Below are 228 nucleotides of genomic sequence, written 5' to 3' on the forward strand. Positions count from 1 at the left end.
GCATTGGATAAATCTGTAGTCAATGGCTGGCTCAGCCGATGGGGACTCACCCCTGATGGCGAACAGATTGCAACGCACACATCGCAGCTTTTGCCCGTTACCGTTATTAAAAATGGACAAAAAGCGATACTCAAACTCACCACCGATGATAGTGAACGGAATGGCGGCGAGCTGATGGTTTGGTGGAGCGGGAATGGCGCAGCGAGAGTGCTTGCTCATGCTGATGGC

The 228-nt window shown here is 52.2% G+C and carries 1 protein-coding gene; it reads left to right on the forward strand.

From position 1 onward, the window contains the following. Window positions 1-3: 3 nt before the first annotated feature. Window positions 4-228: aminoglycoside phosphotransferase family protein (locus tag FDX22_RS22245; protein ID WP_304571806.1), on the forward strand; the 225-nt coding region annotated here is incomplete at its 3' end.

Origin of the sequence: Citrobacter sp. TBCS-14, assembly GCF_005280805.1 — a bacterium.
GTDB lineage: Bacteria > Pseudomonadota > Gammaproteobacteria > Enterobacterales > Enterobacteriaceae > Citrobacter > Citrobacter gillenii.